24 protein-coding genes, 1 tRNA gene and 2 pseudogenes are annotated in these 24,355 nt (G+C 63.0%); 10 read left to right on the plus strand and 17 right to left on the minus strand.

The genetic code is table 11. The features are described from left to right. Positions 1–23 precede the first annotated feature (23 nt). On the minus strand, positions 24–1,253 hold the full coding sequence (locus AC07PQ_RS11740) for a dTDP-4-dehydrorhamnose 3,5-epimerase family protein (RefSeq protein WP_007923783.1): 1,230 nt from the start codon (positions 1,251–1,253) through the stop codon (positions 24–26). Positions 1,254–1,767: 514 nt separating this feature from the next. On the opposite strand from AC07PQ_RS11740, the pseudogene AC07PQ_RS11745 reads away from it, so the two are divergent. Then, positions 1,768–2,004 (plus strand): annotated as a pseudogene (locus AC07PQ_RS11745) (DUF4142 domain-containing protein); the annotation flags it as partial. 62 nt (positions 2,005–2,066) lie between these two features. Here AC07PQ_RS11745 and AC07PQ_RS11750 read toward each other — a convergent pair. Next, complete coding sequence (locus tag AC07PQ_RS11750) at positions 2,067–2,957, minus strand: phosphotransferase (protein ID WP_493185536.1); 891 nt, start codon at positions 2,955–2,957, stop codon at positions 2,067–2,069. 265 nt (positions 2,958–3,222) lie between these two features. Next, positions 3,223–3,398 (minus strand): annotated as a pseudogene (locus AC07PQ_RS11755) (AidA/PixA family protein); the annotation flags it as partial. Positions 3,399–3,524: 126 nt separating this feature from the next. On the opposite strand from AC07PQ_RS11755, the gene AC07PQ_RS11760 reads away from it, so the two are divergent. Continuing rightward, complete coding sequence (locus tag AC07PQ_RS11760) at positions 3,525–4,298, plus strand: GNAT family N-acetyltransferase (RefSeq protein ID WP_493185537.1); 774 nt, start codon at positions 3,525–3,527, stop codon at positions 4,296–4,298. Positions 4,299–4,322: 24 nt separating this feature from the next. On the opposite strand, the gene AC07PQ_RS11765 is transcribed toward AC07PQ_RS11760, so the two are convergent. The 5 genes from AC07PQ_RS11765 to AC07PQ_RS11785 all read right to left on the minus strand — a co-directional run bounded on the left by AC07PQ_RS11765 (position 4,323) and on the right by AC07PQ_RS11785 (position 8,766). Further along, positions 4,323–5,099: a helix-turn-helix domain-containing protein gene (locus AC07PQ_RS11765; RefSeq protein WP_493185538.1), complete on the minus strand. Its 777-nt coding sequence runs from the start codon at positions 5,097–5,099 to the stop codon at positions 4,323–4,325. 112 nt (positions 5,100–5,211) lie between these two features. Continuing rightward, positions 5,212–6,477: an FAD-dependent oxidoreductase gene (locus AC07PQ_RS11770; RefSeq protein ID WP_493185539.1), complete on the minus strand. Its 1,266-nt coding sequence runs from the start codon at positions 6,475–6,477 to the stop codon at positions 5,212–5,214. Beyond that, positions 6,474–6,707 carry a 2Fe-2S iron-sulfur cluster-binding protein gene (locus AC07PQ_RS11775; protein WP_493185540.1) on the minus strand — a complete coding sequence of 78 codons (234 nt, stop codon included), beginning with the start codon at positions 6,705–6,707 and terminating at the stop codon, positions 6,474–6,476. Before AC07PQ_RS11775 ends, AC07PQ_RS11770 begins: the two co-directional genes overlap by 4 nt. Further along, complete coding sequence (locus AC07PQ_RS11780; RefSeq protein ID WP_493185541.1) at positions 6,704–7,837, minus strand: NAD(P)/FAD-dependent oxidoreductase; 1,134 nt, start codon at positions 7,835–7,837, stop codon at positions 6,704–6,706. The genes AC07PQ_RS11775 and AC07PQ_RS11780 overlap by 4 nt, the downstream gene beginning before the upstream one ends. After that, positions 7,834–8,766: a 4-hydroxyproline epimerase gene (locus AC07PQ_RS11785; RefSeq protein WP_493185542.1), complete on the minus strand. Its 933-nt coding sequence runs from the start codon at positions 8,764–8,766 to the stop codon at positions 7,834–7,836. The genes AC07PQ_RS11780 and AC07PQ_RS11785 overlap by 4 nt, the downstream gene beginning before the upstream one ends. Positions 8,767–9,071: 305 nt before the next feature. On the opposite strand from AC07PQ_RS11785, the gene AC07PQ_RS11790 reads away from it, so the two are divergent. From AC07PQ_RS11790 to AC07PQ_RS11805, 4 genes are all read left to right on the plus strand, one after another. After that, complete coding sequence (locus tag AC07PQ_RS11790; RefSeq protein ID WP_493185543.1) at positions 9,072–9,992, plus strand: dihydrodipicolinate synthase family protein; 921 nt, start codon at positions 9,072–9,074, stop codon at positions 9,990–9,992. A gap of 170 nt (positions 9,993–10,162) precedes the next feature. After that, entirely contained in the window at positions 10,163–11,731 is a 1,569-nt protein-coding gene (locus AC07PQ_RS11795; RefSeq protein ID WP_007922737.1) for an APC family permease, read from the plus strand. A 52-nt stretch (positions 11,732–11,783) separates the two neighbouring features. Continuing rightward, a complete protein-coding gene (locus AC07PQ_RS11800) occupies positions 11,784–13,358 on the plus strand; it encodes an aldehyde dehydrogenase (NADP(+)) (protein ID WP_493185544.1) in 1,575 nt (524 codons plus the stop codon). 121 nt (positions 13,359–13,479) lie between these two features. Continuing rightward, positions 13,480–14,496 (plus strand): Ldh family oxidoreductase, encoded by a 1,017-nt coding sequence (locus AC07PQ_RS11805; protein WP_493185545.1) that lies wholly within the window; start codon positions 13,480–13,482, stop codon positions 14,494–14,496. Between the two features lie 76 nt (positions 14,497–14,572). Here AC07PQ_RS11805 and AC07PQ_RS11810 read toward each other — a convergent pair whose 3' ends face one another. After that, positions 14,573–15,187 (minus strand): Fic/DOC family protein, encoded by a 615-nt coding sequence (locus AC07PQ_RS11810; protein WP_007929427.1) that lies wholly within the window; start codon positions 15,185–15,187, stop codon positions 14,573–14,575. Beyond that, a complete protein-coding gene (locus AC07PQ_RS11815; RefSeq protein WP_007929425.1) occupies positions 15,184–15,354 on the minus strand; it encodes a YhfG family protein in 171 nt (56 codons plus the stop codon). The genes AC07PQ_RS11810 and AC07PQ_RS11815 overlap by 4 nt, the downstream gene beginning before the upstream one ends. Positions 15,355–15,460: 106 nt before the next feature. Between AC07PQ_RS11815 and AC07PQ_RS11820 the strand changes: the two genes are divergently transcribed. Both AC07PQ_RS11820 and AC07PQ_RS11825 read left to right on the plus strand, forming a co-directional pair. After that, the gene (locus tag AC07PQ_RS11820) at positions 15,461–15,991 is read left to right on the plus strand and encodes a GNAT family N-acetyltransferase (RefSeq protein WP_493185546.1); all 531 of its coding nucleotides are present in this window, start codon (positions 15,461–15,463) and stop codon (positions 15,989–15,991) included. A gap of 182 nt (positions 15,992–16,173) precedes the next feature. Continuing rightward, the gene (locus tag AC07PQ_RS11825) at positions 16,174–16,515 is read left to right on the plus strand and encodes a YXWGXW repeat-containing protein (RefSeq protein ID WP_087089123.1); all 342 of its coding nucleotides are present in this window, start codon (positions 16,174–16,176) and stop codon (positions 16,513–16,515) included. 90 nt (positions 16,516–16,605) lie between these two features. Here the strand turns inward: AC07PQ_RS11825 and AC07PQ_RS11830 are convergent, their stop codons facing one another. Continuing rightward, positions 16,606–17,268 carry an NADPH-dependent F420 reductase gene (locus AC07PQ_RS11830; protein WP_007929422.1) on the minus strand — a complete coding sequence of 221 codons (663 nt, stop codon included), beginning with the start codon at positions 17,266–17,268 and terminating at the stop codon, positions 16,606–16,608. A 102-nt stretch (positions 17,269–17,370) separates the two neighbouring features. Between AC07PQ_RS11830 and AC07PQ_RS11835 the strand changes: the two genes are divergently transcribed. Beyond that, a complete protein-coding gene (locus AC07PQ_RS11835; RefSeq protein WP_493185565.1) occupies positions 17,371–18,261 on the plus strand; it encodes a LysR family transcriptional regulator in 891 nt (296 codons plus the stop codon). A gap of 237 nt (positions 18,262–18,498) precedes the next feature. Next, positions 18,499–20,277, plus strand: a complete 1,779-nt coding sequence (locus AC07PQ_RS11840) for a sensor domain-containing phosphodiesterase (protein ID WP_493185547.1) — start codon at positions 18,499–18,501, stop codon at positions 20,275–20,277. Between the two features lie 33 nt (positions 20,278–20,310). On the opposite strand, the gene AC07PQ_RS11845 is transcribed toward AC07PQ_RS11840, so the two are convergent. The 6 genes from AC07PQ_RS11845 to AC07PQ_RS11870 form a co-directional block, all read right to left on the minus strand. Continuing rightward, complete coding sequence (locus AC07PQ_RS11845) at positions 20,311–21,225, minus strand: SGNH/GDSL hydrolase family protein (protein WP_493185548.1); 915 nt, start codon at positions 21,223–21,225, stop codon at positions 20,311–20,313. 129 nt (positions 21,226–21,354) lie between these two features. Beyond that, positions 21,355–21,822, minus strand: a complete 468-nt coding sequence (locus AC07PQ_RS11850) for a GAF domain-containing protein (RefSeq protein WP_007929417.1) — start codon at positions 21,820–21,822, stop codon at positions 21,355–21,357. Between the two features lie 244 nt (positions 21,823–22,066). After that, positions 22,067–22,474 (minus strand): type II toxin-antitoxin system HicB family antitoxin, encoded by a 408-nt coding sequence (locus AC07PQ_RS11855; RefSeq protein WP_007929416.1) that lies wholly within the window; start codon positions 22,472–22,474, stop codon positions 22,067–22,069. A gap of 32 nt (positions 22,475–22,506) precedes the next feature. Next, positions 22,507–22,689 (minus strand): type II toxin-antitoxin system HicA family toxin, encoded by a 183-nt coding sequence (locus tag AC07PQ_RS11860; RefSeq protein ID WP_007929414.1) that lies wholly within the window; start codon positions 22,687–22,689, stop codon positions 22,507–22,509. Between the two features lie 432 nt (positions 22,690–23,121). Then, positions 23,122–23,195 (minus strand) — tRNA-Gly (locus tag AC07PQ_RS11865). Positions 23,196–23,397: 202 nt separating this feature from the next. Further along, positions 23,398–24,282, minus strand: a complete 885-nt coding sequence (locus AC07PQ_RS11870) for an alpha/beta fold hydrolase (protein WP_007929412.1) — start codon at positions 24,280–24,282, stop codon at positions 23,398–23,400. Positions 24,283–24,355: the final 73 nt, after the last annotated feature.

A 24,355-nucleotide genomic window follows, 5' to 3' on the forward strand; every position in this document is an offset into this window, starting at 1 on the left:
AACTTGGGTGCACACCCCAAAAACTAAGTTACTTTCAGTGTCTGCTGCTCGAACTTGGCCATCTTGTACAGCAGGATGTCCGGGCAACGCATATCAGGTAGTTTGATATTTGGATAAGGCTGGTCGACAGCGAATGGAATCAAATCCTGGCCGAACATGGGAATGTCCGAGCGCGGCTCGTTCTGACTGACGAAGACTTCATGTTCACAACGAACCAATGTCGGTTTACTGCAATGGAACGTGTAGGCAATACCTTGCTCAATATGAATGCTGGTGCGTGGGTCACAAATGATCTGGAGAGACTTGTGCTGGCCGTAAGTGGCGGAGTCATGCCTGAGATCAATTAGGCTCAAGTCAATTTGCAGTTCCTGATTATTGAGGAAGGTATAGGTCTTTTTCGTTCTGGCGTGCCAGTAATACTGGTGAGGAGTGCCCGGAACGGACGCTGGAAGCACCAGGACGTCGGCCACGCAGGAGGCGGTATTGGGCACCAGCGTATAGGACCTGGCGCCAGTCAGGGCATAGCGGTTGCGTTTTATCCGTACGCCGCAGAACTCCTCGTCCGTAAGCCGTTCAGCGACGCTGTGGGCATCGTCCGACCAGGTCTTGGGCTCGAACATCACATACTGTTCGGTACCGCGGATGGTTACCGGATATCGAGCCAGATAGGACTTGGGGTTCTCCAGCAAAGACTGGGAAATCTTCGAAAGAAAACGATGGGCTTCATCGGGCAAGCGATATCGGTTGGCCTTGATCATTGGAAACTTTGCAAGTTCCGTAGTGCGCGGAACTGAAACAAGATCGTTGTCCAGGTTCCATGCTGTATTGTCTTGATCCGAGTGCCAGATTGGTTCGTCCCGGGTGACAATGTATTCCAGGTTATCGAAGGTATGAGCCACGCCTCGTGGAATGACCAAGTGTCGATACAGGCTTGGCGAGAATCTGAGTTGGACAATTTGATGGAAGCTAGGGCTGCCTTCTCGGCAATCGACAAAATAACCTTCTATTTTCTTGCCGTTGTCCCCCATGAATGTCAGGCGATCGTCCTGGCCGACATGTATGCCATAGGTGGAATAACTGAAGTCTGGTTCATGAGTGACGAAGTCCGATATGAGCGGCCCCTTGCTGGACATTAGTTTTCGACTGAACCAGCCATTTCCAGCATAGGTATTACTGACGGAGTTCTTTTCGAACCTGAGGCCTGGAATTAAAAAGTCGGCCTGATGAGTATCGTTGCCAATTTCCTCGAACATAGATCCCTCTTTCGACAGAAAAAACGTATCTGCACCAGCGTCTGTCCTGACGTCTTCGGTGTTGTTTATGTGAACGGCTGTGGTGCTGAGAAAGTGCTTGTCTGATGAAGGCTTGTCAATAAATTTCTTTGTGAGGTTTATGAGTTTTCTGATCGCCATCTTATGGTGCGCAGCGGCACAAAAATAGTGCGAATCATAAAAATCATATGGAACATTAAGTTATAGATCTGAATGTTTAAGATCTAGTATATGTTCTTTTGTTAAGTGCTTAGATCGAACCAAAGTGGGTCGCTCAAGAGAATGGACAGATGAAGGAAACAAACTTCTTTTCCTCAGACAATATCCGGTTTCCATCCCAGCATATTCCTTCATCCGATAAGACTTCAGCCCGCGGGCTGTCCAGGTCAGTGCGCGGCGTTCTGCCGGAACTGCCGTGGGCTGACGCCGGTCAGCGCCTTGAACTGGCGGCCTGCAGGTCGAGGGAGATGCCCTGGCGCAGCACGCGCCGGTCCTGCGCGGTAAGTCCTTGATCCCCGAGTTTCCGAAAGGCGAAGCCTTCGATGCCGCCTATGCCGAGAGCCAGGTCAAGACCACCGAAGAAGCCATCGAACAGATCCAGCAACAGGCCGAAATCACCGAGGTCCCCGAACTCAAGGCCTTCGCCGAAGAGACCCTGCCGAAACTGCGCAATCACCTGCAAATGGCCAAGGTCCTCAAGGCTGGCCGGCCTCTGGATCAGTTGGACGGCTGAGTACCGTCCTGCCGCCGATGCTGCAGGCGCACCGTCTTCCCCAGGCGTTTTTCAAGATCGATTCAACTTGGCTTCTGCTCTTGCTCGAGAGGACCGCTGATTTCGCGCTGGAACGCCGCTTGTGCCCGGGCGCAGGTGAGGATGCGGTAGCGCGTGCTGCGTGAGACGGTTTGGTCTCGAAAGCGCCGGTACACCGGCTGGAAGACGGTGCGATCCAGGTTGGGGTGCTCCGCGTTCAGGTACGCCTCGCAAAGTCGGTCGTAATCCTGCTGCGCGATGAAGCGCCGGAACCAGAAGCGGTAGAAGTAACCCAGCAGGAAACCCAGGCTGAAGTCGCGGTGGAGTACCGAGTGGGCGCAGCACTCGAAGTCGATCAGGCGCAGGTGGCCATCGGCGGCGAGCAGAATGTTTTTCGGGTGGGGGTCCATGTGCACGAAGTCGTCGTCGAGCATCTGGCCGAACAGCCGGAAGATCGCCGACAACAGGGTTTCAGCCTGCTCGGGATGGGCCAGCAGGCGGTCGTCGACGCTGCAATGATCCGCCCAGAAACCCACCAGCAAGTACTCTTCGCGCAGGAACGGAAAACGCCCCTTGTAGCCAAACGCCGAGACCTGGGGCGAGAGGGCGGATTTGCCCGATACCACCGACAGGTTGATGAATTCATTGGTCAGGTCGTGCAGGCCGAAGCTGCGCTTGAGGCCGAGGAAGTTCTGCAGCTGCTTTTTCCAGTGAGTCAGGCGGTTGCGCTTGAGCACCCATTGGCGTTCGCCTTCGAGCAGGAACACGCCCCGGGTGTCTTCCGGAATATCCAGCGTGGGATATTGCTCGGGCTTGGCCAGAAAACGCCGTATCAGCGGGTCCAGTTCGTGCCGATGGGATGGCTCGAAATGGAAGGTCACGCCATCGATCTGCTGTCGATGCAGCGTTCGGGTGAAGCTCCTGAGGTGAAGCATGTAGGGTTCCTGACCTGGGATTACGAACGAGGGGGCGCTGTGAGCCTGCGCTGAAACGCGAGCCGAAAGGGCGCGCATCATAATTCATCACAAGTCCTGGCGTTCACGAAATTCATCCGGGTGCCTTCTGTGCCCTTGCGAGGGAAAAGGACCTCTGGCCGGCCACAGCCTGTTTTGGCCGGGGTTGGACCGAGTAGGCCGGTAGACGGGGTCAATGCGCGGCACTCTGCCTGCCGCAGGCCAGGATTTCGGACGACCCGTGTTAGTTGTCCACTTTCTGACAGCTGGGCACCCAAGGGTTGCTGGGGTTGGGAACCGCCATTCAGGCGGTGGCCTTGCGTGGAGTGGGGGGCCGTTGCCCTGGCCACTGATGAACCTGTAGAACACCACCGCGGTTTCGAAGTTCTGCGACAGGCTGGTTTCGCGCCAGCGGATCAGGTTGCTCTATCGACGAACACACACCTTCACACTCTAAAACAGAATTTTTCTGGAGGGCCCAGGTGCTCGGGGTTACCGTGGATTGAAGAGCGCGACACAGGGGGCGCGAGCAGATTAGGAGTGAACACGATGTCCAGCGTTACGCAGTCCCGTACGGTCGCTCTCTATCATCAGGCAGAGGACCTTTTTTTCTCGGCCATTTCACAAAAAAACTGGCATTTTAACGATAGTCTTGCGGCGTACTGCACGGGTGTCGTCGCCAGCAGTCTGAACCTGCTGTTCGTCAAGCGAACAGGGCCGGACCTGGCCGTGGGGGTGCTTGCAGGCATCGGATTTCTTGAACGCGCGGGGCTGCCTTTTTGTGTGGTTGTGCACGATAACCTGGTGGCGCAGGTCCGTGACCTGCTGCTGGAGCAGCACTTGTTGGAAGGCGATAGAACCACGTCGATGTGGGTCGATCTGAGCGTCCATGAATTGCCACCGGATGTGGCGGTGAGCTTCGACATTCGCCGTACCGACGAGCAGCTCGAGGATTGGGCCGATCCTGTGGAAAGTGCCTTCGAGTCGGGTGATGCGGGAGCGGGGCAATACCTGGCCCGGCATCGGGTGGCGCTGCAAAACGGCCAGCCGTTGAGGCATTTCACCCTATATGAGCAGTCGCTGCCCGTCAGTTCGCTGACCCTGTCGTTGGGGCAGGCGGTGGCGCGTCTGGATGATATCGGCACCCGGCCCGAATACCAGGGCCGGGGCTATGCCAGCGCACTGATTCGACAAGCGCTGGCGTATGCGAAAAAACAGGGGGTGAGCCTGTGTGTGCTGGAGGCCTCCCAGGAGGGGCTGTCGATCTACCGGAAGGCGGGGTTCGACACTTTGTTCGGGTACACGACCTTTTACCGCGAATGAGCAGGTGGTGGGCAAACACTCCGCTCAATGCGCAGCGTTCTGCCGGAACTGCCGTGGGCTGACGCCGGTCAGCGCCTTGAACTGGCGGCTGAAGGCGCTGTGGTCGGTGTAGCCGCATTGCAGGGCGACGTCGGTGATCGGCAGTTCGCCGAGCAGCAGGCGCGAGGCGTGTTCCAGGCGCACCTTGTGGATCATCTGCCGTGGGGTGAGGTGGAAGATGCGTTTGCAGTAGCGCTCCAGCTGGGCGATGGACAGGTCGGCGATATGGGTCAGGTCGTCGAGGCGGATGGCTTCGTTGTAGTGCTCGCGGATATGCCGGTCCACCGCGGCCAGGCGTTGGTAGGCCGGGTGCGCGTCGCGGGCGGCCTGCAGGTCGAGGGAGATGCCGGCCATGCCGATGATCCGCCCGTCGCGCCCGTGCAGCGGCAGCTTGTGGGTCAGGCACCAGCCGGGTTCGCGGCTGCCGTACAAGTGCAGTTCCAGCTGGCCCTTGATGGTGACGCCCTGGCGCAGCACGCGCTGGTCCTGCTCGGTATAGACCGGGCCGAGCACGGCGGGAAACACCTCGGCCGAGGTCTTGCCCAGCAGTGGCGCGACGTTCTTGAAGCCGCAGCGCTGGGCCAGGGTCAGGTTGGCGGTGAGGTAGCGGGCCTGCAGGTCCTTGATGAAAAACACCGCGTTGGGCAGGGTGTCGAGCAGCGGGATCACCAGGGCCATGCTGGCCAGAAGGCTGTGAATATCCTCGGGCGCCTGGCTGGCGATGGCTTCGGGCAGGCGGTGCAGCTGAGCGGTATCGATCATCAAGGGCTGCTCTTGTTATGGGGTGGGGCGCGCCCCGCGACTTTGGGTCTACTGGCTCATCCTTGAATTGCGCGGCGCCGTTGGCGGGCGGCCCACGGCAACGGTCTGCGCCTCACTTCACGCCGGGCGTCGACGATTCCATCAGCAGCGTTTCGATCCGCGCCGGCACCAGGGGCGCTCGTGGCGTCGGCGCGGCCCAGCCGAACAGGGCCTGTGCCGCCGTGGCGCAGACTCGCCCCTGGCAGGCGCCCATGCCGCAGCGACTGTGCAGTTTGGCCTCGGCCCAGCTCACTTCGCCAGCTACCTCGGCGTAGGGCACATCCTCGCAGCGGCACAGCAGCGTATCAGGTCGCGACAGGCGCAGAAGCCCGGGTCGCAGGGCGAAGGTTTCCCGCACTCGCTCGGCGAAAACCTGCCAATGGGCCCGACGCTGGATCAGTGCGATGGCCTCCCGGGTCTGCCCGCTGGCGGCCAGCCCGGCGATCTCGCCTTCGACCCTAGCCAGTTCGCTGCCGCCGACCCCGGTGCATTCGCCGGCCGCGTAGACCTGGGCCAGGCTGGTGGCCTGGTAGCGATCCACGGCAATGGCATTGGCCTGCAGCTGGCAGCCGAGGTGGCTGGCCAGGGTGGTGTTGGGCACCAGCCCGAAACCGCAGGCGAGACGTTCGCAGGGTATTTCCCGAACCTGCTCGCCCTGCTGGATACGCACCGCTTGCAGGCGATCTTCGCCCAGGGCTTCGAGCACATGGGCGTTGTAGCGATAGGCCGTGGTGGCCAGCCCGGCGGCCTGGCCGAGTTTGGCTGGCCAGCGCCAGAGCCCGGCGGCGAATGTCGCCAGTGCGGCCAGCGGGGCCTGCTCCAGGACCGCCTGCACCCGGGCGCCGGCCTGGCGGGCGGTGGCGGCGCTGGCCAGCAGCAACGGCCCGCTGCCGGCGATGACCACGCGCTCGCCGGCCAGCGTCAGGCCGTTTTTCAGCAGCGCTTGCAAGGCTCCCGCGCCCGTCACTCCGGGCAAGGTCCAGCCGGGGAAGGGCAGCAGCAGTTCGCGGGCGCCGCAGCACAGGATCAGGCTCTGATAGCGGACCAGCAAAGCCTGCTCGGCATTTTCCAGCAGCAGGGCATTGGCGCCGGCGCCGGCCACTACCCGGGTGCCCGGCAGGTAACGCAACCGAGGATGCTCCAGCACCTGCAAGGCGTCGCGGGCGATGCCGGCGAGCGTGACGCCGGGCCCGTTGCGCCAGATCTGGCCGCCGGGGCGCGGGTTGTCATCGAGCAGGATGATCGAGAGATCGCCGCGGCTCGCTGCCCGGGCCGCAGCGAGGCCAGCCGGGCCACTGCCGACGATAAGGATGTCGCAGCTCAGGCGCTGTTGACTCATGGCGTGCGCTCCACGTACATGCCTTCGCGGCACAGGGTCTGGCAGGCCAGTTGGCGCCGGCCGTCGATGGTCATGCGGCATTCCTGGCAGATGCCCATGCCGCAGAAGGGCGCCCGGGGCTGGCCGGTGCAGGAGGTTCGGGTACGTGGGTCGCCGCTGGCGGCGACGGCGGCGGCGACGCTCAGGCCATCGCCCACGGTCAGCGCCTGACGGTCCAGATAAATGATCATGGGGCAGTTCCAGTCAGGGAGGCGGTCAGCTCGGCGAAGCGTTCGGGGCGATAGGCCTGGGCGTCGATATCCGGCCGTTCGCCGAGCAGCAATTGGGTCAGCAGCCGGCCGCTGCCGGGGGCGGTGGTGACGCCCAGGCCTTCATGCCCGACCGCCAGCCACAGGCCTGTGTGGCGTGGATGTTGGCCAAGGATCGGCAGGCCGTCCGGGGTGGCGGCGCGAAAGCCGGTCCAGGCGCGGATGCCGTTCAGTTGCGCCAGCCCCGGCAGATAGGCCACGGCCCGTTGCAGCATTGGGGTCAGTACTTCGGGCTCGATGGCCGGGTCGAGGCTGTCGAACTGCCGGGACGAGCCGATCAGCAATTGCCCGGTCGGCCGTGGCTGCACATTGAACGCCACCGAGGTGCCGTTGCTGGCGTGGGCGCTGGCGGCGTAGCCCAGTTCCACCAGTTGGTGGGACACCTGCCGGGGGTAACGATCGGTGATCAGCAGATGGCCTTTCTTCGACCGCAGCGGCAACTCCGGCAGCAGGTTCTTCGCCGCCAGACCGTTGGCCAGCACCACGTACTCGGCACGCAGCACGCGGCCGTCATCCAGCGCCACGCGGTGGTCGGCGATGGCGCTGACCGTGGCCCGCTCGCAGCTGATCCCTGGCGTGTTGTGCAACAGCCAGTGGGCGGTGGCCGGGGCGTAGAGAATGCCGTCGCCGGGGATCTTCAGGGCGCCGCCAAGCCCTTTGCGCAACAGAGGTTCGAGTGCAGCCAGGGTCGCGCTGTCGAGCAATTCGCCCGCCACTCCGTGCTGGGCCAGGTTGATTTGCTTGGCCCGGGCCAGGTCCATTTCCGCAGCGTCCGCGGCCAGCCACAGGGTGCCGCAATTGCGGTAGGCGCAGGTGGCCGGCAGCTGCGCGCGCAGCTGGTTCCACAGCCCGATGGAGTAGTGACTCAGCGCCAGTTCGGCACGGTTGTCGTCCATCGCCACCAGGTGGCCCATGCCCGCGCCGGTGGCGCCACCGCTGGCGTTGTCGAGCACCCGTACCCGCAGGCCGCGGCGGGCCATTTCATGGGCGCAGGCGGCCCCGACTATGCCGCCGCCAATCACCAGGACGTCGGCTTCGGCCGGCTGGCTCACGAGACGATGCCCCAGCCGAAAGGATCGCTGTCTTCGATCAGCAAGGTGGCTTCGGCGCTGATGTGGGCGGTGCCGCGGATGGTCGGGATGACCTGCTCGCCTGCCGGCTCGTAGCTGGCGCTGAACTGGCTGCCGATCACGCTGGCCTGACGCCAAATCGCCCCGGGCGCGAGTTTGCCGTCGGCGGCCAGGCAGGCCAGCTTGGCGCTGGTGCCGGTGCCGCAGGGGGAGCGGTCGTAGGCCTTGCCGGGGCACAGCACGAAGTTGCGGCTGTCGGCCTGCGGGTCGTCGGCGAACAGCTCGATATGGTCGATCACACCATCGTCGGCGCCGCTGATGCCGGCGGCCTCCAAGGCTTCGCGCACGGCCCAGGTGTAGTGGGTCAGGGCTTCGACGTTATCCAGGGCGATGCGCTGGCCATGCTCGCTGATCAGGAAGAACCAGTTGCCGCCCCAGGCGATATCACCACGGACTTTGCCGTGGCCGGGCAGTTGCAGTTCGACACCGCTGCGGTATCGGTAGGCCGGCACGTTGCGCACGCTGACCGAGAGGTCGTCGTGCAGGGTGGCGCTGACGGTGCCCACCGGGGTTTCGATGCGGTGCACGCCCGGTTCGATGCGCCCCAGGTGATACAGCGAACGCACCAGGCCGATGGTGCCGTGGCCGCACATGCCCAGGTAGCCGCTGTTGTTGAAGAAGATCACCCCGGCACAGGCATCCGCCGCCTGGGGGGCGCACAGCAGGGCCCCCACCAGCACGTCGCTGCCCCGCGGTTCCAGCACGCAAGCCGTGCGCCAGCGATCGTGGCGTTCTTGCAGGATCGCCAGCCGTTCGGCCATCGAGCCGTTGCCCAGGTCGGGAAAGCCGTCGACAACCAGGCGAGTCGGCTCGCCCCCCGTATGTGAATCGATGACGGTTATTTTTTTCATGGCAGCACCTGACGGAAAAGGCCTACAGAGTGGCTCGGGAAAGGGCCGCATCGCTTGTGGGTTTTCTCTGCGGCGGATGACGAAATCGGCACAGGTGTGCGGTGCGGCTGCTGGTGCAGGAGATTTCAGGCAGGTCGAAGGAGGCGCAATGGACGGAAAAGGTCTGTGGGCGATTGGGCAAATGTGCCGATTTCGTCTTGCTTGAGCGGGAAAAACCTCAAGCTCCAGGGCGGTGAAAGGCGGAATCTGTTTTTCGTTTCCAACGCCTGTCGGCCCCGACCGACTCAACCCATAAGGACAAGACCATGAGCCGTAAAGCCATCCACTGGAGCGGTGTGTTCCCTGCCGTCAGCACCCAGTTCAAACCCGACTTTTCCCTGGACCTGGACGCCACCCACAGCGTCATGCGCAACCTGGTGGCCGACGGTGTGTCGGGCCTGGTGGTGTGCGGCACCGTGGGCGAAAACACCTCGCTGAGCACCGCGGAAAAACTCTCGGTGATCGAGGTCGCCAAGGACGCCGCCGGCGGCCGCGTACCGGTGATCGCCGGGATCGCCGAGTTCACCACCGAGTTCGCCCGCAACACCGTGCGCGAAGCGGCCAAGGTCGGGGTCGACGGGGTGATGGTCATGCCGGCCCTGGTGTATTCGGCCAAGTCCCATGAAACCGCCGCGCACTTTCGCGCCATTGCCACCGGCACCGACCTGCCGGTGATGGTCTACAACAACCCGCCGATCTACAAAAACGACGTCACCCCGGACGTGCTGATCGCCCTGCAGGACTGCGAAAACATCGTCTGCTTCAAGGACTCCTCCGGCGACACCCGGCGCTTCATCGACTTGCGCAATGCCGTGGGCGACCGCTTCGTGCTGTTTGCCGGCCTGGACGATGTGGTGGTGGAAAGCATCGCTGTCGGCGCCGAAGGCTGGGTCTCCGGGATGTCCAACGCCTTCCCGAAAGAGGGCGAAACCCTGTTCCGCCTGGCCAGGGAAAAACGCTTCGAGGAAGCCCTGGCGCTGTACCGCTGGTTCATGCCGCTGCTGCACCTGGATGCGCGTCCGGACCTGGTGCAGTGCATCAAGCTCTGCGAGGAACTGGTCGGTCGCGGTTCCTCGATCACCCGCCCGCCGCGCCTGGCCCTGCAGGGCGAGACCCTGGCCGAGGTCAAGGCGATAGTCGACAAGGCCCTGGCCGAGCGTCCGCAGTTGCCGGACGTCGGTTTGTAAGCCAGCCGACAGGCCGCCCCGCGCAGTGGCTCGCGGGGCGGCCTGGTCCACGAGAAGAACCATCAGGCACTCGCGCAGTGCCGTGTTTCACCCCGTCGGCAGCCTGCTCGCAGGAGGCCGGCGCGACATTCGATCTGCCTACTCCAATAACTCAATAAGAAGGCGCGCCTATGTCAGGCCAAGGCAAATTCAAGAAACAGCTCTCTCTGGTTGACCTCACCTTCATCGGCCTGGGGGCGATCTTCGGTTCCGGCTGGTTGTTCGCCGCCAGCCATGTCTCGGCCATCGCCGGGCCGGCGGGGATCTTCTCCTGGCTGCTCGGCGGTTTCGCCGTCCTGCTGCTGGGCATCGTCTATTGCGAACTGGGCGCGGCCCTGCCGCGAGCGGGCGGGGTGGTGCGTTATCCGGTGTTCTCCCATGGGCCGCTGCTGGGCTACCTGATGGGCTTCATCACGTTGATCGCGTTTTCCAGCCTGGTGGCCATTGAAGTGGTGGCGGCGCGGCAATACGCAGCGGCCTGGTTTCCGGGGCTGACCCATGCCGGCAACAGCAACCCGACCCTGCTCGGCTGGCTGGTGCAGTTCGCCCTGTTGTGCCTGTTCTTCTGGCTCAACTACTCCAGCGTCAAGACCTTCGCCAAGTCCAACAACCTCATCAGCCTGTTCAAGTTCGTCGTGCCGCTGCTGGTCATCGGCGTGCTGTTCACCTTCTTCAAAGCGGAGAATTTCCACGTCCAGGGCTTTGCTCCCTTCGGGCTGTCCGGCATCGAAATGGCGGTCTCCGCCGGCGGCATCATCTTCGCCTACCTGGGTCTGACGCCGATCATTTCGGTGGCCAGCGAAGTGCGCAATCCACAGCGCACCATTCCCATCGCGCTGATCCTTTCGGTCCTGCTCTCGACCCTGATCTACGGCCTGCTGCAACTGGCGTTCCTCGGCAGCATTCCCACCGACATGCTGGCCAACGGCTGGAGCAGCATCAGCAAGCAATTCTCCCTGCCGTACCGCGACATCGCCCTGACCCTGGGCGTCGGCTGGCTGGCCTACCTGGTGGTGGCCGACGCGGTGATTTCCCCCAGCGGCTGCGGCAACATCTACATGAACGCCACGCCACGGGTGGTGTACGGCTGGGCGAAGACCGGGACCTTCTTCAAGATCTTCACTCGCATCGACGAGCAGTCCGGCATCCCGCGCCCGGCGCTGTGGCTGACCTTCGGCCTGTCGGTGTTCTGGACCTTGCCGTTCCCGTCCTGGGAAGCGCTGATCAATGTGGTGTCGGCGGCCCTGGTGCTGAGTTACGCGATTGCCCCGATCAGCGTGGCGGCGCTGCGCAAGAGTGCGCCGGACCTGCCGCGGCCGTTCCGGGTCAGTGGCTTCGGCCTGTTGGGGCCGGTGTCCTTCGTCATCGCCGCGCTGATCGTCTACTGGTCCGGCTGGAGCACGGTGTCCTGGCTGCTGGGCCTGCAGATCCTGATGTTCGTCATCTACCTGGGCTGCAGGCGCCTGGTGCCCACCGACCACCTGAGCCTGACCGAACAGGTGCGCTCGTCCCTGTGGCTGATCGCCTTTTACGCCCTGACCATGGTCATTTCCTACCTGGGCAGCTTCGGCGGGATCGGCGTGCTCACTCACCCCTACGACACCCTGGTCGTCACCCTCATGGCCCTGTGCATCTACTACTGGGGCGCCAACACCGGGGTGCCAGGCAGCAAGCTGCTGTTGGAAGGGGCAGACGAATGAGCACGGACCAGGCATCCATTCAGCTCACGCCATTTATTCAGAGAGGTAACCCATGCCTGTAACAGGACAACTGCTGATCGGCCAAACCCGCGTGCGGGGTGGCCACGGCGAAGTGCATGCACTGGCTGCCGCCACCGGCGAGATCCTGGCGCCGGGTTTTGGCGGTGCCGGCCCGAACGACCTGGAACGCGCCTGTGCCCTGGCCGAGGCGGCATTCGACCGCTACCGGGAAACCAGCCTGGAACAACGGGCGGCTTTTTTGGAGAGCATCGCCGGCAACATCCTCGCCCTCGGTGATGAGCTGATCGAGCGCTGCATGAGCGAGACCGGCCTGCCCCGTGCCCGCCTGGAAGGCGAGCGCGGGCGCACCGTAGGCCAGCTGCGTTTGTTCGCGGCGGTGGTGCGCGATGGCAGCTTTCTGGAGGCGCGCATCGACCCGGCCCAGCCGGAGCGCCAGCCCTTGCCCAAGGTGGACCTGCGCCTGCGCCAGATCGCCATCGGGCCGGTGGCGGTGTTCGGTGCCTCGAACTTTCCCCTGGCGTTTTCCGTGGCCGGCGGCGACACCGCCTCGGCGCTGGCCGCCGGTTGCCCGGTGGTGGTCAAGGCGCATTCGGCGCACCCCGGTACTTCGGAACTGGTAGGGCAGGCGATCCAGCAGGCGGTGCACAGCCACGGGCTGCCGGAAGGGGTGTTCTCGCTGCTGTTCGATGCCGGCCGCAGCATTGGCCAGGGGCTGGTGGCGGACAGTCGGATCAAGGCCGTGGGCTTTACCGGTTCGCGCAACGGCGGCGTGGCGTTGATGAAGATCGCCGCGGCCCGCGAGGAACCGATCCCGGTCTATGCCGAGATGAGTTCGATCAACCCGGTGCTGCTGTTGGCCAATGTACTGGCGGAGCGCGGTGAAGCCATCGCCCAGGCCTTTGTCGGCTCCCTGACCCTGGGCGCCGGGCAGTTCTGCACCAACCCGGGTTTGCTCCTCGCGGTCGACAGCCCGGCGTTGCGCGCATTCGAAGCCGCGGCGGCAGCCGCGCTCAAGCTGGCGCCGGCGCAGACCATGTTGACGCCAGGTATTCATGGCAGCTACTGCCAGGGCGTCGAGCGGCTGCTGCGGCATGCCGAGGTGGAGCCCTTGGGGCAGGGCGCCGATGGCCAGCGATATCAGGCCCGTGCCGCGCTGTTCGCCACATCGGCCGAGGCCTTTATGGCCCGCGCTGCACTGCGCGAGGAGGTCTTCGGCCCGGCCTCGTTGATCGTGCGCTGTACCGATGCGGCCCAGATGAGAGCGCTGTTGGCGAGCCTGGAAGGTCAGCTGACCATCGCCCTGCACCTGAGTGACGACGACCATCCGCAAGCCCGGGAACTGTTGCCGTTGCTGGAGCGCAAGGCCGGCCGCCTGCTGGTCAACGGTTTTGGCACCGGTGTCGAAGTTGGCCATGCCATGGTCCATGGCGGGCCGTTCCCCGCCACCTCGGATACGCGCACCACCTCGGTGGGCAGCCTGGCGATCCAGCGTTTCCTGCGCCCGGTGTCGTACCAGGACTTGCCGCCAGCACTGCTGCCGCAGGCTTTGCGCAACGACAACCCCTGGCAGGTTCCGCAGCGCCTCAACGGCGAGCGGCTGACTTGAGTCGTTGCTTGTAGCCGCTGCCGCAGGCTGCGATCAGGCCGCAGGCCTGCGGCGTTCTCACCTTCAACCCCATAGGGCCGGGTTTCCCGGCCCCCACGGTTTTTATCGGAGCACAAGCCCCATGTCCGATCTCGTCACTCTTTCCCTCGCCGAAGTCCATGACCTGTCCCTCAAGGTGCTGACCCGCCACGGCCTGTCCAATGCCCATGCCCGGGCCATTGCCGAGGTCATCACCCAGGGCCAGCGCGACGAGTGCCATTCCCACGGCGTGTACCGCCTGCTGGGGTGTGTGCGCTCCGTGCGCGAGGGCAAGGTCGACCCGCTGGCTGAGCCGAGCCTGCGGCCTATTTCCGCGGGCGTGCTGGAGGTGGATGCGCACTACGGTTATTCCCTGCTGGCGTTCCAGACCGGCTTGCCATTGCTGGCGGAAAAGGCCCGTAGCCAGGGGCTGGCGGCCATGGCGATCAAGCGGTGCTTCCACTTCTCCGCTCTGTGGCCGGAGGTCGAGGCCATCGCCGCCGAGGGGCTGGTGGGCATCGCCATGAACCCCAGCCACAGCTGGGTGGCGCCGGCCGGCGGCAGCAAGCCGGTGTTTGGCACCAACCCCCTGGCGTTCGCCTGGCCACGGCCGGCGGGCCAGCCGTTCGTGTTCGACTTCGCCACCAGCGCCATCGCCCGCGGCGATATCGAACTGCACGCGCGCCAAGGCAAGGCCATCCCCGAACACTGGGCCATCGACGCCCAGGGCCAACCGACCACAGATGCCAGGGCGGCCCTGCAAGGCGCCATGCAAACCTTCGGCGGGCACAAGGGGTCAGCCCTGGCGGCGATGATCGAACTGCTGGCCGGCGCCCTGATCGGCGACCTCACCAGCGCCGAGTCCATGGCCTTCGACGCCGGCGTCGGCGCCGCGCCTTGCCATGGCGAGCTGATCCTGGCGTTCGATCCGCAGGTGTTTCTGGGGCAGGACTACGAGAAGGGTTTGGAACGCGCCGAAGGACTGTTCGCAGCCATCACGGGGCAGGGCGCGCGGCTGCCGTCGCAGCGGCGTTTCGAAGCCAGGGCCCGCAGCGCGCAACACGGCGTAAAGATCCCCCGCGCGCTGTTCAACGATATCCAGGCGCTGTTGGCGCAGTAACCGCGATTCTTGTAGCGAGCAAGCTCATCTACAGAGGGGCCGTAATCGTTCAACAAGTGATCGTTTCAGTTCCGGGCTATGAATGAACGTCTTCTTGAATCGGCATACCGATGCAGCGCTCGAATATCTGATTCAGATGGTGATCATTGCCGTGGAATGAACTGATGTTGGCTGCAACCCATTCCTGTTGGTCAACCGCCCACCAATCGATTTCATAGCCGGCGTTGACGATGATCCATTCGAAAAGGATGCGTTGGGTTCGCCCGTTGCCTTCCCTGAAGGGATGCAGGACGTTGATCGTTCCGTAAGACTCGGCGCAGGCAACTACCAGCTGTTCACGTGAATAACCGTCAAACCAGCCTGCAGCCTTGAGCCGGCTGAATTCTTTGGTCGCTTCCGGTTCGATGCGCTCGGGGATACAGAACTGATTGCCACCCTTGCTGATCTTCACTGTTCTCAGTTCGCCTGCCCAACTGTAGATCCGCGAAAACAGCGTGTGATGGATGTCTTTCAAGGTTGCCAGACTGTAGGGCGGTTCCTGGAATTCGAACTGCGTTGCGCACTTCTCGGTGAGATAGCGTTCTGCCTCGTTGAGGTCTCGCTCATCACGCAAATCCAGGAGGTTTTTCAGGACATCGGTTCCCGGGTAGCAATCCGGGTCATGGCCAACGCCGTACTTGTCGGTATTCACACTTTGAGTTGTTGAACGGCTTTGAGTGCTGCTTTGCGGGAGGGCAGTTTGCATTCCTCATCGTTGAGCGATGTGGCGAAACCTTCAAGGCGCAGACTGGCGCTGAAGTTGGATTTACGATGCTTGGCGAAGTAGGCTTTTTTAGCTTGAAAACTCAGCTTTTCCATATCCGGCCCCTCTGTGCGAGTGATGGGAAATTATAGCTGATAGCAGGGGGGACTTTGTTATCGTTCATCGCTCGTTTCAATCTTCCTGAATACGGATATCCAGTTGATGAACCTTCACTTCGAAACCCCCAACCTGTTGCTGCGCCCGCGTACCCTCGAACACTTCGAGGCGTGCATCGCCATGGACCTCGATCCGCACGTCACCCGTTACCTTCCTGGCCCCTGGGACGGTGGCGAGGAGCACCGCGATTTCGTGCGTTCGCGTATGGAGCGCGATTTTGGTGAGCACTGCGGCTATTGGGCGATCTTTGCCAAGTCCGCGCCGGAGGAGTTTCTCGGCTGGGTGTCGTTCATTCCCTACGAGGCTGTCGGCCCGGAACTGGAAATGGGCTGGCGCCTGGTGCGCCGGGCGTGGGGCAGGGGTGTTGCGTCCGAGGCGGCGGGGCGCATCGTCGAGCACGCTTTTCTCGGGACGGGGGTCGAGCGCATCGTCGCCGATGCCCATGCCTTGAACGAGGCCTCGTTGGGGGTGGCGCGCAAGCTGGGTTTTCGTTTTGTGCGCGATGGCGAGTTCGAGGGACTGCCGAGCAAGTTTTTCGAGATGACCCGGGCGGATTTCGACGCCCGAGGACGTTGATCTGCCGCCGCTGACTGGCCGTTTGTCGCCACCTTGCTGCCGCTATCTGCCTGCTGCTATCAAGTTCAGCTAGCAGACAGTTTCGAGCTGTTAAAACACGTCTTACGCCTGGCAGGAGCCGGGTGGTTGCAGGGGGCGTTGTCAGCAGTTCAAGCGTCGGCGTCAAGCGCCGGGGAGGCAGCATGTTGTTACGTTACACGGCTCTGGTGGCGGTGGTCGTAGTGGCCTCCGGGTGTGTGCAGGAACGGGTGGTGCATGAGCGGCGGGTGGTCGAACGCGCGGCGCCGGTGGAATACGCCGAGGTGGTTGCGCCGCAGCCACCGCCGGTGCGGGTCATCGAAGTCGAGCCCATGCATCGCCCGGGTTATGTCTGGTCCAGGGCTTACTGGCACTGGGATGGCCGGCAGTATGTGGCGGTCCATGGTCACTGGGAGCCGTTGCGTCCCGGGTACCATTATGTGCACCCGTTCTGGGAGCGTCGCGGCGATGGCTGGCACCTGCATGCGGGTGGCTGGGCCAGTTGAGCGAAGGCGAACCGGCACACAGGCAAACCTATGAAAACGACCCGAACGGGTCGTTTTTTTTGCGCTCGCAGAACGCTGCATGCCTTGGCGTCAGGAGCGCCACGAACCTTCGGGCAGTTCGACTTCTCGTTGCGCCTGTGCCAGGGCCGCGCGCAGCCCCGGTTTATCCAGCGGGATGCAGTAGGCCGGTTTGGCCCGTTCGAAACGCCAGCTGTCCGCCAGGCCGCCGCCATCGACCGTGTCGAAACCCAGCTCGTCGAGCAATTGCACGACCTGCGCCTTGGCCTGCGGATCGTCGCCGGCAATCGGCAGGGCGCGGCGATCAGGGGCGCCACTGGAGCGGGCGTCGGTCAGCAGGTCCTGGGCGAGGATGGCATTGAACACCTTCACCACCCTGGCGCCTTCGAGGTGTTCGGCGAGCAATTGGCTGGTGGTGGTTTCGAAGCGGTCCAGGGCTTCGATATGGCCGTCGCGGTTTGGGTAATAGTTATTGGCGTCCAGCACCGTCTTGCCGGCCAGCAGGGCCGCGGGGAGGCTACGGTAATGGGCCAGCGGGATGGCCACCAGCACCAGCTCGCCGAACTGTACGGCGTCTTCGACGCTGCCGATGCGGCTGCCGCGAATGCCGCTGGCCACGCTGCTCATGGTCTGCGGGCCGCGGGAGTTGCTGAGCATCGCCTCATGCCCCGCCGCCAGGGCCAGTTGCGCCACGGCGCGCCCGATAAAACCTGCTCCGATAATGCCGATACGCATGTCCATGCTCCGTTGAAAGGGTCGAGCGGCTATGATGATTCGCCACCAGATGGCGATAAATAAGCGCCTGGTACTTGGTCTCGTTACTGGGAGTGTTGAATGATGGATCGTCTGACCAGCATGGAGGCCTTTGTCGCGGCCGCCGAAAGCGGTTCCTACGCTCGTGCGGCGACCCGCCTGGGACTGTCGCCGCAGATGGTCGCCAAGCATGTGGCGGCGCTGGAGCAGCGGCTGGGCGCGCGCCTGCTCAACCGCACCACGCGCCGGCAGAGCCTGACCGAGCTGGGCAGTGCCTACCTCGAGCGCTGCAAGCACATCCTCGGCGAAGCCCAGGCTGCCGATTCCCTGGCGCAGATCATGAACACCACGCCCCGGGGCAAGTTGCGCATCAGTGCGCCGGTGACCTTCGGTTCTTACAGCCTCATGCCGTTCGTGACGGCGTTTCTGCGCGAGCATCCGCAGGTGGAAATCGACCTGCACCTCACCGATCGCTACATCGACCTGGTGGAGGAGGGCTACGAGGCGGCCTTTCGTATCGGCCCGCTGGCCGACTCCAGCCTGACCGCCAGGCCGCTGGCGCCCTATCGCCTGATCGCCTGCGCGGCACCTGCCTACCTCGCCGCCCGGGGCACGCCACGGGTGCCGGCCGATCTCGAACAGCATGAGTGCCTGGGGTACGCCTACTGGTCGCGGCCGGCGGACAACCAATGGCAGTTCCGCCGCGACGGCCAGGTACATGAGGTTCAGGTGCGCAGCCGCTTGCAGGTCAACGAGAGCAAGGCCCTGCTGTCGGCGGCCGTGGATGGCTTCGGCATCATCCTGGGGCCGGCGGATTTTCTCGAACCGGCGCGGGCCGCGGGGGAGTTGGTGCAGTTGCTACCCGGCTATGAGGCGCCGAGTCGCGCGATGCATCTGCTGTACCGGCCGGACCGGCAGATGACCGCCAAGCTGCGGCACTTCGTCGATGCGGCGATCGCTCGTTTCGGCGCCTGAGAGCAACGTCGTCAACCCTCGAAGCGCTCTAGACCGAAGCTCTTGAGAACCAAGCTTTTTTGTAACCAATACCGTTCGTCCGACGGATGGGTTTGGCAAGCGCCTGCCCGTCAGTCATTCTGGTGGCCGGGATGTCCTAATGCCACTATCGCTTTCATCCCCGTCGCTCCCCCTCCAGCCTCCCTGCGAATAGGTTGTTTATTGTGATGATCGCGTTGTCCCGGCCCGAGGTCGTGTATGCCCGATAAGGCGATTGCCGAGGAGCGGCGCCTGGCCGCCCTGCATGCCCTGGAGTTGCTGGACACCGCCAGTTGCGAGAATTTCGACCGGATCTGCCGCATGGCGGCCGAGTACTTCAAGGTGCCTACCGCCTTGATCAGCCTGGTGGACCGTGATCGTCAGTGGTTCAAGTCGCGGGTGGGTTTCGATGAGCCGCAGACCCCCATTAGCCAGTCGTTCTGCGCCTTCACGGTGCAAGGCCGCGAAGTGCTGGAGGTGCGCAACGCGGCGCTCGATCCGCGCTTCCAGGACAACCCGCTGGTGACCCGAGGCCAGGGCATCCGCTTTTACGCCGGGGCGCCGCTGTTGACCGCGTCCGGTTATGCCATCGGCAGCCTGTGCATCATCGACAAGGTCGAGCAGCAGTTGAGCATCGTCGAACGCCAGCAGTTGCGGGACATGGCGGCGATGGTCATGGAGCAGGTCGAGCAGCGCCAGCGCCAGCGTCGTCGCGACCCGGTCAGCGGCCTGGCCAATCGCGAGCAGTTCCAGAGCGACCTGCGTGAGCTGGTCGAGCACCACATCGGCGAACAGCGCGTGCTGGTGCTGATCGATGCCCTGGACATGAAGGTGGCCCACGAACTGACCCTGGCCCTGGGGCTGGCGCCTTTCGAGACCATCATCCGTTTTCTCGCGCTGCGTTTGCAGGAGTACCTGGGGCGGCATGTGCGGGTCTATCACGTGTCGGTCAAGCGCTTCGGCTTCCTGCTGCCGGCGCCGGCCGAGGGGCTCGATAGACTGCTCGATGCTCTGGTCAGTCGCCTGCGTCGCCAGCCGCCCGGGCTGGGGTTTCCCATGATTCCCACGGTCTGCGCCGGAACCGTGGAGTTCGAGATCGATACCCAGTCGGTGGACGATGCCTTGCGCAAGGCCATGTTCGCCCTGGAGCTGGCCATGGCCGGGCGCAGTTTCTGGGCGCATTACGATGCCGGGCGCGATCACGCCCAGCGCCGCGCGTTCAACCTGGCGTCGGACCTCAACGACGCCTTGCGCAGTGGCCAGATCTACCTGATGTTCCAGCCACGCTTCGCCCTGCCCGACGGAGCCCAGGTCAGTGCCGAAGCCTTGCTGCGCTGGGAACATCCGTGGCTGGGGCCGATCTCGCCCGCCGAGTTCATTCCGGTGATGGAGCGCAACGGCCTGATTCATCAGGTGACCCGCTGGGTCATCGATACGGTGTTGAGCAAGTTGCGCACCTGGGGTCTGCCCGAGAGCTGCAAGCTGTCGATCAATCTGTCGCCCAAGGATTTCGAGGACCAGGATATCGCCGAGCTGATCCGCCGCGCCTGTGAGCTGCATGGCATCGACCCACGGCGGCTCGAAGTGGAGATCACCGAGGGCGAGTGGCTGCGTTCCAACCCGAATGTCCTGGCGCAATTGACGCGCATTCGCGAGCTGGGCATGGACGTGGCCATCGATGATTTCGGCACTGGCTACAGCAACTTTGCCTACCTGCACCAGATCCCGGCCAACGTGGTGAAACTCGACAAATCGATGATCACCGACCTTGAGCGCAACACCCAGCACCAGAAGATCACCCGCTCGATCATCAGCCTGGCCCGCGAGCTGGGTTATCGCACCGTGGCCGAGGGCATCGAGAGTTTCAAATGTTTGCAGATGCTCTACACGTTCGGTTGCGATGAAGCCCAGGGTTATTTCCTCGCCAGGCCGATGCTGCAGGAACGCTTCCTGGCCTGGAGCGGGGCGAACCGGTTCCCGTTGCAGCTTTGCGTCTAGGGCAGGCCTGCTGCTCGCCGGCGAGGCTGTGCCTTAGCGGGCCTGGCCGAGGGTCTTGGCCATGGCTTCGCCCGCCAGGGCATGGACTTTGCGGGTCGGGTGCCATTCATCCCAATAGAAATATTCGTCTGGATGGGCGCACGCCGGCTTCACCTCGGGATAGGTCGGCTGGCACGGTCGGTCGAGCTGGGCCAGGCCATGCTCGGCAGGCCGGCGGCGCAGTTGATCGCTGAAGGCGATGTGGTCGAAGTAGGTGATTTTTACATTGAGCTTTTTGCTCTCGGCCACCAGCAGCGACGGCAGTTGCCGTTCAAGTATCCGTTGATAGCGCAGCGCCTGTTCGCTCTGCCCGCTGGCCACCACCGCCGGGGCATGGCGCAGGTCGGTGCTGCCGACCACCAGGAAATGCCTGGCGCCGGCCTTGGCCAGACGACTGACGGCATTCTGGATATGGTCGATGCTGCTGGTGGCCAGTTCGTCGATCGGCTCCTTGTGGCCGAAGTCGGCATGCTCGAAAAAATCGTTGGCGCTGATGAAGATGAAGTACAGCGCGCGAGGGTCGGCCTGGCCTTTGGTGTTGGCCAGGTAGTCGTCGATCTGCCCGCTCACTCCTGTGTCGCGGTACGCAGTCATCCAGGCGTAGTAATTGTTCTGCCCGCTTTTCGCGCCGCCAACGGCGTGGTCGGTGAGGGGCAACCGCAGGCTTTTGGCAAGCACTTCCACGGCGGTCGGGCCGTTGCTCCAGCGGCCTTGCCAATACAGCTCGCCGGGCAGCTGCTGGGCGTCCTTGAACTGCTGGGCGAGCATGTCCCGGGTCAAGCGGTCGCTGGCGCCGTTGTCGGAGTAACTGTCGCCGAAGGCGTAGAGACGATCGAACGACGGGCCCGCCAGGCAACTGCCGGCGGCCAACGAAAGTGCGAGCAAGGGAGCGAGCAGGATCAGGCGCATGGGCGGTCTCTACGGTGAAAGGCGAGGGTTCATCGTAGAAGTTTCGAGCGTTGCCGATGCGTCGAATGCGACCTGGGCTTAGCCGTACTCGTCCGCGCGTGCCTGTGGGCGACCTGTACGACTAAAGTTTCATCGCGGCGAACGGGCGAGCAGGGCCTCGACCTTTTGCCGGAACGCCTCCAGCGCGGCCTGTTCCTCGGCGCTGTATTGCCTGGCGCTTTCATCCAGCGCGCAGACGGTGCCGAACACCTCGCCATCGGCATCGCGCACCGGGTAACCCAGGTAGTTGCTCAGGCCGAATTCGACCTCGTCCTCGTTGCCTGCCCACTCGGCTTCCAGGCGCGAATCCTTGACGTACAGCGGCTGGCCGCTGTCCACCACGCGCTCGCAATACAGCGCCTGGCCGTTGTGCGCGAGGCTGCTTTTCTGGCCCTGGGCACCAATCGGATAAGTATCCTCATGCCGCCCGCCCGAGGCTTCGACCTGCATGTGCTGGGGCAGCGAACGCATGATCAGGATCGAGCTGACGCCCAGTTGCCTGGCCAGGGCGTCGATATCGGCCTGCAGCGAGTCGAACAACGGAGAAGACTTGGCCACCTGGGCCTCCTGTCTGTTTAACCTGGGGAGGGCCGACTATAACGGGGCGGGTGGGGCGACTTTAAATACCGAATGGGTCCTTGCTTATATTCGTTTGCAGTTCGTTGCCGAGGTAGCGCAGGGGGACAAAAGAATCGGCCACGCCGGGCCGATTCTTCTTTTGCGCGAGCGCTAGCCGGTCCAGCGTTGAGCGGCCACCAACAGCCTTATTGGCCGCTCACGTTCTTCGGTCAGGGCGGCGTGTTCAGTCTTGCTGCAATACCTTCAGTGCAGCTGAGGCGAGAAACCCCGAGCGGCTCTTGGCTTCCGGGTGATGCAGCACGTATTCGTCGATGCGGTTCAGCAAGTAGCCGGGCAGGGTGATGTTGAGCTTCTGCGCCTTGCCCAGGTACTTGGTGACATCGATGTCGATCAGCGCCCAGGTGCAGCCTGCGTACTGAGGGTTGGCTGCGTGCAGGGTGACCTTGTTGGCGTGCGGGATGGGGGCACCGTCTTCGGCGAGAATCTCAAAGTGCCCTTCGATGGCTTCGCGGGCCATGGCCATGGCGTCGTCGAGGTCGTCACCGGCCGAGAAACAGCCAGGAATATCGGGGACTTCCACCCCCCAGGCGTGTTCGTCATCGCCCATTGAAATTGCAATCGGGTAAAGCATGTGCGGAACCTCCAGGGCGCGGTGAATCACCTTCACATAAGCAGCGCCTGTTTCAGAATGCTGATGGCGGTTTTTCTCAGCAGGTCCTTTTTGGGATGTGGCACTGTCACCAGCCCCGGTTTACTGGGATGCCTGAAATGATGGTGACTGCCTCTGACCCTGACCAGATACCAACCGTCTGCGACGATTTGGCCGATCAAATACCGACTGTTCACATCACCTCCTTGTGATGCTGGTGGTTACTATACCTACCAAAAAAATGTGTTCAATACCTGGCCCGCCCGACGGTCGTTGGCAGGGGAACTCCGCAGGCTGAAGTGTAGAAAGAGCGAGTTTGGAACGCGGCGGATAAAAGCGCTGGCTGTGTTGCAGGATCCTTCTCGAACCGCGATATCTGCCGAAGTACTGGCCAAGCTGATTGCGTTGAGGACCGACAGGAGTACTCGATGGTCATCTTTGAAGATGAGCGAACCCGGCCGAGGCGTTGGAGGACAGCACGGGGCTATTCAGGGCTATTGCCATTTCCGCGCTCGTTTATCGTGGCCGCAGCTTAATAAAGCGCCCATAAAAAAACCGGTCACTCGAGGACCGGTTTTTTTGTTTCTGCATCCCGCGTCGGCAGGGCCTGACGCTGGACTCGAATGAAGTGGAGCGGGTGAAGGGAATCGAACCCTCGTTATCAGCTTGGGAAGCTGGAGTAATGCCATTATACGACACCCGCTCGGAGCGGCTGACTTTGTACCAGAAGTGCGCGCGGATTTGAAGTTTTTCTTTGCCGGGCCTGTGTTTGCGAAGCGGCGGGAAATGCACGCAGGCACGCTTCTACGCCGTCATTGCGGCGACGGGACGAAGACCGGCTTGCGGTCTATCGCGGGCAAGCTCGCTCCAGGGGCAGGGGACGAGTTGCTCGCGATGACGCCACTTCAGATAGCCAGGGCATGGTGGTCCTGCAGGTAGTGATAGCGCGGACGACTGGTGTGCTGGGTCGGTTTGAGGAACCCCATCAGCGCGTTACGGCTGTCCCGGCAGGCGGCCTTGTGTTCCATGTCGAGGAAGTGCCCGGCGGCCTGGATGGTGCTGAACGTCGAGTGTCGGACATGGTTGCCGAACAGCCGGGCGTCATTGGCGGCGGTGTATTCGTCCCATTCACCGTTCATGAACAGCACCGGTACCTCGATGTTCTTCGCCGCTTTCAAGTAGCACTGGCGGTCGCTGTTGAGGACATGGCTGATGTGAAAGTGCATCTGCCCGTATTCATGCTCGGCCAGGGTGCTGACGTGACGATAGTTGAAACGCTTGAACAGCGACGGCAGGTGCTTGCCGATGGTCTCGTTGACCAGGTGTCCGACACGGTCTCGGTCCAGGCTACCGAGGTAATCGACACCGCGTTCGAGGTAGTCGCGCATCGGCTCGTTGATCACTGGCGAGAACGAGCTGATCACCGCCTTTTCAATGCGCCGCGGGCGTTGTGCCAGGGCGAGCAGCGTCGGCGCGCCACCCCAGGAGAACGACATCACGTGCTCGGCGGCGAAGTGGTCGATCAGCTCCAGCAGGATCAGCCCCTCGACTTCCTTGGTGAGCATTTTCTCGTGCCTGTTGTGGGCTTTCGAACGACCGGCATAGGGCTGGTCGTAGAGCACCACATTGAATTGCGGATGCAGGTTCTTCACGGTCTGCGCAAAAGACGCGGTGGTGGCCATTGAGCCGTTGACCAGAATGATGGTCTTTTCTGCGGCATCTGCGCGATAGAACTCCGTGTAAACCCGATACTGACCTTGTATATCCAGCACAGCGATTTCTGGCCTCATGTCATAAGACTCCTGGCAAGCGGGTATGCGCGCAACCGAGGGTGCACGAGATTTGTGACAGGTAGGCATACGC

The organism is Pseudomonas sp. GW821-FHT09E12 (genome assembly GCF_059416085.1).